We start from the raw sequence: 8,731 nt of genomic DNA on the forward strand, positions 1-8,731 counted from the left end.
CATCATGGCCCTTCCGCACGGCATCATCGCGGACCTCGCCGATCAGTTCGCCGAGATCGGTTTCTTCCGATGCCTCGCCCTGATGGCCGCGGGCAAATTCGAGATAGTCCTCAAGCATCCGCTCCATCTCGGCTATGTCTTCGCGCAGTTCGGCAATCTCCGGCCCGTCTCCCAGCAGGGCGAGTTGCAGCTTGAAGCGGGTGAGGGGGGTGCGCAGATCATGGCTCACGCCTGCAAGCATGGCGGTGCGCTGTTCAATCTGCCGTTCGATGCGGTCACGCATCTCCATGAAGGCCTGTGCCGCCCGGCGCACTTCGGATGCTCCTTGCGGGCGGTAGCGCGGCACATCACGGCCCATGCCGAAGGATTCAGCGGCAGAGGCAAGCCGCTCAATGGGACGGATCTGATTTCTCAGGAAAATGATCGCGATGGTGATGAGCGCGATGGAAGCGCCGACCATCCAGACGATGAAGATATGCGAGTTCGACGCATAGACATGTGAGGCAGGCGCGAGGATGCGCAGAACGCCGTCATTATAGCTGATGCGTATATCGACATAGCGGTCCTGCTGGGTTGTGTTGATCCAGTAGGGCCGGGCGATGCGCTGCCGGATTTCGTCATTGAGCGAGTCTGCGAGGAGGCCGCCTGATGAGGAAGGCGTGTCGGGCAGGGTCTCGCCATCGAGAAAGGCGACAGGCAGGCCTAGATTGTCGCTCGCGCGCTTTGAAATGCGCGCCGCACTTTGCGGTGTCGGGTTTTCCTCATATTCGCTGAGAAGCAGCGCGATCTCGGCGACCGTTTTTGCGGAGAGCCTCTCCGTCACCAGTTGCCAGTGCCTTTCGAGAAAGACATAGGTGACGACGATCTGGAGCAGCACCATCGGCGCGACGATGATGATGAGGGAGCGGCCATAAAGCCCTGTCGGCATCAGGCGCTTCAGCAGGGCGAAAGGCGCGAAGGAAGGCCCGCCTCCCCGCCGGGCGGGGGGTGCTGTAGGTCCTTCTTCGATACTCACCTGCGTCATATGTGTCAGTCGCTAATCCGGCAGAAACAGATAACCCTCGCCCCGCACGGTCTGCAGATAGGTCGGGTTCTTGGGATCGGCCTCAATCTTGCGGCGGAGCCGGTTGATTTGCACGTCGATAGACCGCTCGGCGGCTTCATTGTCGCAAAGATCGAGGCGGGAAAGCACCTTTCCCGGATTTGCGGCGAAGAGGCGCAGGAGCTGGATTTCCCGCGTGGTCAGCCGGATCATCTCATTGTCGAGCCAGAGTTCGCCCCGCAGGATGTTGAAGCGGCGCGGCCCCATCGTGATTTCGTCATGCCTTGCGGCGCCCGGTGCCTGCGCGCGGCGAAGGATGGTGCCGATCCGCAGCAGCAATTCACGCGGCTCAAAGGGCTTTGCGAGATAGTCATCCACCCCGCGTTCCAACCCGTCGATACGGTCGCTCGCCTCGCCCCGCGCCGTGAGCATGAGGATGGGCACGGATGAGACGGCCCGCAACGACTGCGCGAAATCAAGCCCGCTTTCGCCGGGCATCATCACATCGAGCACCACGAGGTCAAAGGAAAGCCCTTCGAGCCGCGCGCGGGCTTCGGCAGCATGTTCGGCCACGGTGACGCGGAAGCCGTTGTCGCTCAGATAGCGTTTCAGCAATTCGCGGATGCGGCGGTCGTCATCCACTACAAGAATATGGGGGGCGTCATCGGCAAGCGGTGTTGCACCGCTTTTCCTGTCGATGATGGTTTCCTGTCCAGCCAAATCCTGCCTCCGCTGGGTGTGATCCGCTCCGACGGCGGCGCGCCATCAATTCCGGCGCTAGTTCTGGCGCTTCGGGTTTGCCGCGATGAGCCGCTCGACCTCCGGCCTGTCATTCTCGTTGACCAGCGCGAGAAGGACAGTGCGCCAGGCGGTGGCGGCCTGCGGCCCCGCCTTTTCCAGCGCTGCAGCCACGCGGGCGCGCTGGGGTGCGGCAAGGCGCTCTTCGAGTTCGAGGCCCGCCTTTGTGAGATAGAGGAGCCGCTGGCGGCGATCCTGCTTGCCGGTCTCCTGCTCGATGAAGCCGCGCTCGATGAGCTGTTTCAGCACACGGGCGAGGCTCTGCTTGGTAATGCGCAGGATATTCAGCAATTCGGCGACCGTAATGCCGGGATGACGGCCGACAAAGTGGACGACCCGATGGTGGGCGCGACCGAAGTCATATTCCACAAGAATCCGGTCCGGCTCGCTGATGAAGTCCCGGTAAGCAAAGAACAGAAGTTCTATGGCTTCTGTCAGCGGGGTGGCTTCAAGGGAGGGCTTTTCGCCGGGCACAGTCCGGGCGGATTTCGAGGCAGGTTTCTGCGAAGGTTTGGCCGTGACCGTCATTTTATGTCAGCCATGTTGACATATTTTCCGCTAAGTGCTATCTCTCGACTTCCGCTTGAGACAGAATGGGTGCTTACGGCAGGTCGAATCTGCCACCCATTATAATGATGATCGCCCGAGAAGGCTGTCCCCGGCAAACTTTCTCCCACGGCAAAAGGCTGTTGGACCAGGTTTGTGGCAAGCGGCACAACGACGTATCAGGAAAACAGGATCATGGCAGACGTCCCATTCGATAAACGCGACGGTTTTATCTGGTTCAATGGCGAACTCGTTCCCTGGGCGGACACGAAGATCCATGTGCTGACGCATGGGCTTCACTATGCCAGTTGCGTATTCGAAGGGTGCCGGATGTATGGCGGCGAGATTTTCAAGCTGCGCGAACATTCGGAGCGGCTGATCAGGTCGGCGGAAATCCTCGGCTTCACCATTCCCTATAGCGTCGAAGAAATCGACGAGGCGTGCAAGGCGGCGGTGCGGGCGCAGAAGCTGGTCAATGGCTATGTGCGGCCGGTTGCCTGGCGCGGCAGCGAAATGATGGGTGTGAGCGCCCAGAACAACAAGATCAACTTCGCAGTCGCGGCGTGGGAATGGCCTTCCTATTTCGATCCTGAACAGCGCAAGAAGGGCATCCGCCTCGACATCGCCCAATACAAGCGTCCCTCACCGGAAACCGCGCCTTCCATGGCGAAGGCGGCAGGGCTCTACATGATTTGCACCATCTCCAAGCATGCGGCAGAGAAGAAGGGCTATGCAGACGCGATGATGCTGGACTATCGCGGCTATGTCGCCGAAGCGACGGGTGCCAACATCTTCTTCATCAAGGATGGCGTGATCCACACGCCGAAGCCGGATTGCTTCCTTGATGGCATTACGCGCCAGACGGTAATCGGGCTTGCGAAGGATCGCGGCTATGAGCTTGTCGAACGCCACATCCTGCCGGAAGAGCTGAAGGATTTTTCCGAATGCTTCATCACCGGCACGGCGGCGGAAGTGACGCCGGTTGGCGAGATCGGCCCGCACAAATTCACGCCAGGCGAGATCACGCATAAGCTGCATGAAGATTATATCGCGGCGGTCCATGCTCATCAGAACCGCGCCAAGGCTGTGAACGGCTGAGGTTTCGGCATATCAGACAGAAAAGGCGGCTCAGGGTGAGCCGCCTTTTTATTTCCAGCGTGTCATTGCCGCGTCATCGCTCTTGCGGGCTTCGACCCAGCGTGCTTCACCGTCGCGGATTTCTTTCTTCCAGAAGGGTGCGCTGGTTTTCAGGTAATCCATCAGAAAACTCGCGGCCTCGAAGGCGGCGTGGCGGTGCGCGGAAGCTGTTATCACCAGCACGATATTATCGCCCGGCGAGAGGCGGCCAATGCGGTGGATGATGAGGCTGGCCTGAAGAGGCCAGCGTTGATGTGCTTCCCGCTCTATGCGGGCAAGCTCCTTCTCGGTCATGCCCGGATAGTGTTCAAGCTCCATCAGGGAGACGCGACCGTCATTCATGTCGCGGACGAGACCGGTAAAGGTGACGAGCGCTCCGATATCGGTGCGTCCTTCCGTCAGCGCCCTTAACTCCGCGCCAATGTCGAAATCGTCGGTCTGGACGCGGATCATGGGATCAGCCGCCTGTCACCGGTGGGAAGAAGGCGATCTCGCTCGCGCCCGCAATCGGCGTGCCGAGATTGCCATGCTGCTGATCGACTGCGCAGCGGATAATGGCGAGATCAGCGAAAGCATGTGCATAGCCTTCCCCGCGTGTTTTCAGCCAGTCTATCACGCCTGCAATATTCGTGATGCTGTCCGGAAGCATGACGTCCTCTTCGGCGACGCCGGTGCTTTCTTTCACACGGGCGAAGTAGAGCAGTTTCACCTCTGGCCTTCCTGTTCGGCCACGGCGCTTGCAGGGGTGGCAGGGGGCTTAGCCGGCCTGTCGTCACGGAGATGCTCGATGCCCGCGCGGAAATAATCGAAGCCCGTGTAGATTGTGAGGATAGCTGCCGCCCAGAGAAGGGTGATGCCCGTTTCCGTCACGCCGGGCACGATCTTGTCGCCGGCGGTGCCTGCGAGCAGGAAGGCGAGCGCGACCATCTGGATCGCAGTCTTCCATTTCGCAAGCTTGGTCACGGGCACGCTGACGCGCAGTTCAGCCAGAAATTCGCGCAGGCCCGAAACAAGGATTTCGCGGCAGAGAATGATGATTGCTGCCCAGAGGGAGAAACCGGCGATCACGTCCTGCCATGTCAGGGCGATCAGTACGACCGCGACGAGCAGCTTGTCCGCAATCGGGTCCAGCATCCGGCCGAGATTGGACTGCTGCTCCCAAGCGCGGGCGAGATAGCCGTCGAAAAAGTCGGTAATCCCCGCAATGAAGAAAAGCGTCAGCGCAATCCAGTGCGCCATGTCTCCCTCAATGTAGAAGCAGATGACGATTGCAGGCACCAGCGCGATGCGGAAATAGGTCAGAAGGTTTGGCAGGTTCGTGGCCATATTCCGGTCAACTCCCATGTCTGGGGAGACAGTCTATCATCCCCTGCCGATATGTCGCGGGGCCGGTGGCCCTATTCAACTGTTTGCGTCCGGATTTCCGTGAAAATGGTCGTAAACAGTGCGCGCAACCTTCGCGCTGATGCCGTCCACCGCTTCGAGATCGGTCAGACCTGCGCGGGCGACGGCGCGGGCAGAGCCGAAATGCTGCAAGAGGGCGCGTTTCCGGCCCGGACCGATGCCGGGTATCTCGTCCAGCGGGTTTGCGCCGATGGCCTTTGTGCGCCGCGCGCGATGGCTGCCAATGGCGTAGCGATGCGCTTCATCGCGGAGCCGTTGCAGGTAATAGAGCACAGGGTTGCGCGGTTCGAGCATGAAATCGGGCTTGCCCGCCATGAAGAAGCGTTCGCGGCCCGCATCACGCTCCGGCCCCTTGGCAACGCCGATGGCGGTGACATTGTCGATACCCAACTCACTCAGCACATCGAGCGCGACTTTCAACTGCCCTGCGCCGCCATCAATCAGGATGAGGTCGGGCCAGGCATCTTCACCCGCGTTGCCTTCCTCGCTCTCCTTGATGAGGCGTGTGAAGCGACGTGTCAGCACTTCGCGCATCATGGCGTAGTCATCGCCCGGCTCGATGTCCGCGCCCTTGATGTTGAACTTGCGGTACTGGTTTTTCATGAAGCCTTCCGGCCCCGCGACGATCATGCCGCCCACGGCTTTCGTGCCGGAGATATGGCTGTTGTCATAGACTTCGATGCGGCTCGGGGGTGCATCGAGATCAAAAACTTCGGCCACGCCTTCGAGAAGCTTGCGCTGTGTCGAGCTTTCGGCGAGGCGGCGGCCCAACGCCTCGCGGGCATTGGTCTGCGCATGGGCCACGAGTTCGCGTTTCTCGCCCCGCTGCGGCACGCCAACCGCCACCCTACGGCCAGCACGGATGGTCAGCGCTTCCGAAAGCAGCGCGCGGCCCGGTATGTCATGGCTTAGAAGCACCATGCGCGGCGGCGGGCGGTCTTCATAAAATTGCGCGAGGAAGGCATCGAGCACTTCGCCGGTTGAAAGTTCCTTATCATGGCGCGGGAAGTAGGACCGGTTGCCCCAGTTCTGTCCGGCGCGGAAGAAGAAGACCTGCACGCAGGTCTGCCCGCCCTCTGCCCAGGCGGCGAACACATCCGCTTCGGACACGGTTTGCGGGTTGATGCCCTGATGCTGCTGGATCTGCGTCAGCGCGCGGATGCGGTCGCGATAGATCGCGGCGCGCTCGAAATCGAGTTCGCTGGAGGCCTGTTCCATCAGCTTCACAAGCTGTTGCTGCGTCTTGCGGCTGCGGCCTTTCAGGAAGTCGCGCGCCTCGGTCAGAAGTTCCGCATATCCTTCCGCGCTGATCTCGCCGGTACAGGGCGCGCTGCATCGTTTGATCTGATAGAGCAGGCAGGGCCGGGTGCGATTCTCGAAAACACTGTCGGAGCAGGAGCGGAGCAGAAACGCCTTTTGCAGCGCGTTGAGCGTCGCCGTCACGGCGCCTGCGCTGGCAAAGGGGCCGTAGTAATCGCCCGTTCTTGAGCGCGCGCCGCGATGCTTCACCACCTGCGGGAAATCATGGTCGCCCGTCAGCAGGATGTAGGGGAAGGACTTGTCGTCCCTCATCAGCACGTTGTAGCGGGGTTTCAGCCGCTTGATGAGGTTCGCTTCCAGCAGCAGCGCATCCGTTTCCGTGGCGGTGGAGATGAATTCCATCTGCGCCGTGGAAGCGATCATGCGGGCGATGCGGTTGGAATGGCCGGCAAGTTTGGTGTAGCTCGCCACGCGCTTCTTGAGGCTGCGGGCCTTGCCGACATAGAGCAGCTCGCCCGATCCGTCATACATGCGATAGACGCCCGGGCTGTCTGGCAGGAGCTTCACCTTCTCGGCAATCAGCGCCGCGCCGAGCGGCCTTTCGGCGGCCTGGGGCGTCTCGTTTCGGGTGCTGTCGTCGGATTCGCTCATGGGCTCTGTATAACACCGCCGGGCCGCTGACGAATGGTCAGCAGAGCCTGTGGATAAGTTTGTTGAAAGCTTCCCGCGCAAATGCGTCATGGAACTCTCAACTTATTGTAATAATTAGGAATTATGGCACGGCCCCAAAACCTGTCCTGTTTTAAGGCATTGAAAGATATAAGGTTTTTTGGTCGGGGGAACCAGCCCGGAGGGGGCTTTCCGCTTCGAGTCAGGATCAGGCGCCGCCGTCAAGCCCAGGTTTGCGCTGTGCACAAACGCTCCGTGTGCGGTCATTGGGAACCGCAAATCCTTGATTCCATTAACGCTTTATGCGGCGGGTTCCCGCGTCAGGAATGATGCCGCTTGCGCTCGATCTCGACGCCGACGCTGGAGGCTTCCGGGATGACAGCAAGCTTTTCCACCCGGACGCGGGCAACGAGCACGCGCGGGTCGGAAAGGCAGGAGGCAGCGATGCGCTCTGCCAGCGTTTCCACGAGGTTGAGATGTCCTTCCGCGACGATGGCCTTGATGCTGTCCACGACGCTCGCATAACAGACGACGTTTCGCAGATCGTCGCCATGCGCCGTCTCGGAGACGGTCAGATCGACATTGATGCGGATGGGCTGGGTGCTGCCCTGCTCATGGCGATAGACGCCGATATGGGCATCCAGCAGCAGATCATGCACAAAGACATGGCGCACGGCGCGTTCGGCATCAGCGATCTTCAGCGGCGTTACATTGTCTGGCAGGCTCATCTGATCCCTTACTCTGAGATACCCGTTACATCCGGCGTTTCCCATGCCAGGTGCTGGCCGCCATCAAGTGCGATCATCTGGCCGGTCATGGCGGGCGAGGCGAGAATAAACCGGATGGCGGCGTAAATCTCCCCCGGCGTGGTGCCGCGTCCGAGAATTGTTGCCGCAGCCTGCCGCTCGAAATCTGCCGATGTCTGGCGTTCATTGGGAAGGGTGGGGCCGGGGCCGATGGCATTCACCCGTATATCAGGGGCAAGTGCCCGTGCGAGGATCAGTGTCATGTCCCACAGCGCCATCTTGCTGACCGTGTAGGAAAAAAAGCGAGGCGTGGGCGCCCAGACGCGCTGATCGGTGATGTTGATGAGATTGCCCGCGAAGCCTTCCGGTAGTTGCGCCGCGAAAGCCTGAGCGAGAAAGGCCGGCGCGCGCAGATTGGTGTCGAGATGGGTGCCCCAGCTCTCCGGCGTCATGGTAGCGATGTCGTCATGCTCGAAAAGCGAGGCATTGTTGACGAGCAGGGAGAGCGGACCCAGCGCCTTTGTCGCCTGCGGCACAAGGGAGGTTGTTTCGGCGGCATTGGAGAGGTCCGCTCGTAGCGCGACCGCCTTGCCGCCCATTGCCTCGATCTCCGCGATGAGGTCGGCTGCATCGCTGCCGGAGCTGTTGTGATGAATGGCAAGCGACCACCCGTCCCGCGCCAGGCCAAGCGCGATCTCGCGGCCAATGCGCCGTGCGCCGCCTGTCACCAGTGCGTTTTTCAGGATGTCTTTTGCTATGTCGCTCAAAAAAGAAGCCTCGTTCCGGCGTCCATGCCTGTCGGCCATATAGAGGTCTCACGGAGGCAAGGCAAGAACGGGCCTTCCCCTGCCAATGCGTCAGGCTTCATAGATGGCGTAGTGCTTGCGGGTGCGCTCCACCACCTCCCAGACGCCGGTGAAACCGGCCGGGATGACGAAGGCGTCGCCCGCTTTCACGGTCAGGCTGGTGCCATCATCGCCGGTGAGGCGGCTCGTGCCTTCGATGATGTGGCAGAACTCATGCTCGGTGTAATGAATGCGCCAGGCGCCTGGCTCGCTCTCCCAGATCCCGGAAAAGAACTTTCCGTCCGGCGAGCTGTAGAGGTTCCAGCTCCGGTTGGTGGGGTTGC

General features: G+C 60.8%; 11 protein-coding genes. 1 reads left to right on the forward strand and 10 read right to left on the reverse strand.

Features of this window, described 5'->3' with window-relative positions:
* The 3 genes from WBF74_RS01760 to WBF74_RS01770 form a co-directional block, all read right to left on the reverse strand.
* Positions 1-1,024, reverse strand: a 1,024-nt coding sequence (locus WBF74_RS01760; protein ID WP_424434250.1) for a histidine kinase dimerization/phospho-acceptor domain-containing protein, incomplete at its 3' end; no start/stop codon positions are given.
* A 12-nt stretch (positions 1,025-1,036) separates the two neighbouring features.
* Positions 1,037-1,762: a response regulator gene (locus WBF74_RS01765; protein ID WP_424434253.1), complete on the reverse strand. Its 726-nt coding sequence runs from the start codon at positions 1,760-1,762 to the stop codon at positions 1,037-1,039.
* Between the two features lie 57 nt (positions 1,763-1,819).
* Positions 1,820-2,368 carry a MarR family winged helix-turn-helix transcriptional regulator gene (locus tag WBF74_RS01770; protein WP_424434256.1) on the reverse strand — a complete coding sequence of 183 codons (549 nt, stop codon included), beginning with the start codon at positions 2,366-2,368 and terminating at the stop codon, positions 1,820-1,822.
* A 213-nt stretch (positions 2,369-2,581) separates the two neighbouring features.
* Between WBF74_RS01770 and WBF74_RS01775 the strand changes: the two genes are divergently transcribed.
* The gene (locus tag WBF74_RS01775; protein WP_424434259.1) at positions 2,582-3,484 is read left to right on the forward strand and encodes a branched-chain amino acid aminotransferase; all 903 of its coding nucleotides are present in this window, start codon (positions 2,582-2,584) and stop codon (positions 3,482-3,484) included.
* Between the two features lie 48 nt (positions 3,485-3,532).
* Here WBF74_RS01775 and moaE read toward each other — a convergent pair whose 3' ends face one another.
* The 7 genes from moaE to WBF74_RS01810 all read right to left on the reverse strand — a co-directional run.
* Complete coding sequence (gene moaE, locus WBF74_RS01780; protein ID WP_424434262.1) at positions 3,533-3,976, reverse strand: molybdopterin synthase catalytic subunit MoaE; 444 nt, start codon at positions 3,974-3,976, stop codon at positions 3,533-3,535.
* A 4-nt stretch (positions 3,977-3,980) separates the two neighbouring features.
* Positions 3,981-4,232 (reverse strand): molybdopterin converting factor subunit 1, encoded by a 252-nt coding sequence (gene moaD, locus WBF74_RS01785; RefSeq protein ID WP_424434265.1) that lies wholly within the window; start codon positions 4,230-4,232, stop codon positions 3,981-3,983.
* On the reverse strand, positions 4,229-4,849 hold the full coding sequence (gene pgsA, locus WBF74_RS01790; RefSeq protein WP_424434268.1) for a CDP-diacylglycerol--glycerol-3-phosphate 3-phosphatidyltransferase: 621 nt from the start codon (positions 4,847-4,849) through the stop codon (positions 4,229-4,231). Before pgsA ends, moaD begins: the two co-directional genes overlap by 4 nt.
* 75 nt (positions 4,850-4,924) lie before the next feature.
* Complete coding sequence (gene uvrC, locus WBF74_RS01795) at positions 4,925-6,838, reverse strand: excinuclease ABC subunit UvrC (RefSeq protein WP_424434271.1); 1,914 nt, start codon at positions 6,836-6,838, stop codon at positions 4,925-4,927.
* A 338-nt stretch (positions 6,839-7,176) separates the two neighbouring features.
* Positions 7,177-7,584, reverse strand: a complete 408-nt coding sequence (gene folB / locus WBF74_RS01800) for a dihydroneopterin aldolase (protein WP_424434274.1) — start codon at positions 7,582-7,584, stop codon at positions 7,177-7,179.
* 8 nt (positions 7,585-7,592) lie between these two features.
* Positions 7,593-8,360 carry an SDR family oxidoreductase gene (locus tag WBF74_RS01805; protein ID WP_424434280.1) on the reverse strand — a complete coding sequence of 256 codons (768 nt, stop codon included), beginning with the start codon at positions 8,358-8,360 and terminating at the stop codon, positions 7,593-7,595.
* A gap of 99 nt (positions 8,361-8,459) precedes the next feature.
* The coding region (locus WBF74_RS01810) for a cupin domain-containing protein (RefSeq protein ID WP_424434277.1) at positions 8,460-8,731 on the reverse strand (272 nt) is incomplete at its 5' end.

The sequence above is a fragment of the Parvibaculum sp. genome (genome assembly GCF_049672805.1).
Classification (GTDB): Bacteria; Pseudomonadota; Alphaproteobacteria; order Parvibaculales; family Parvibaculaceae; genus Parvibaculum.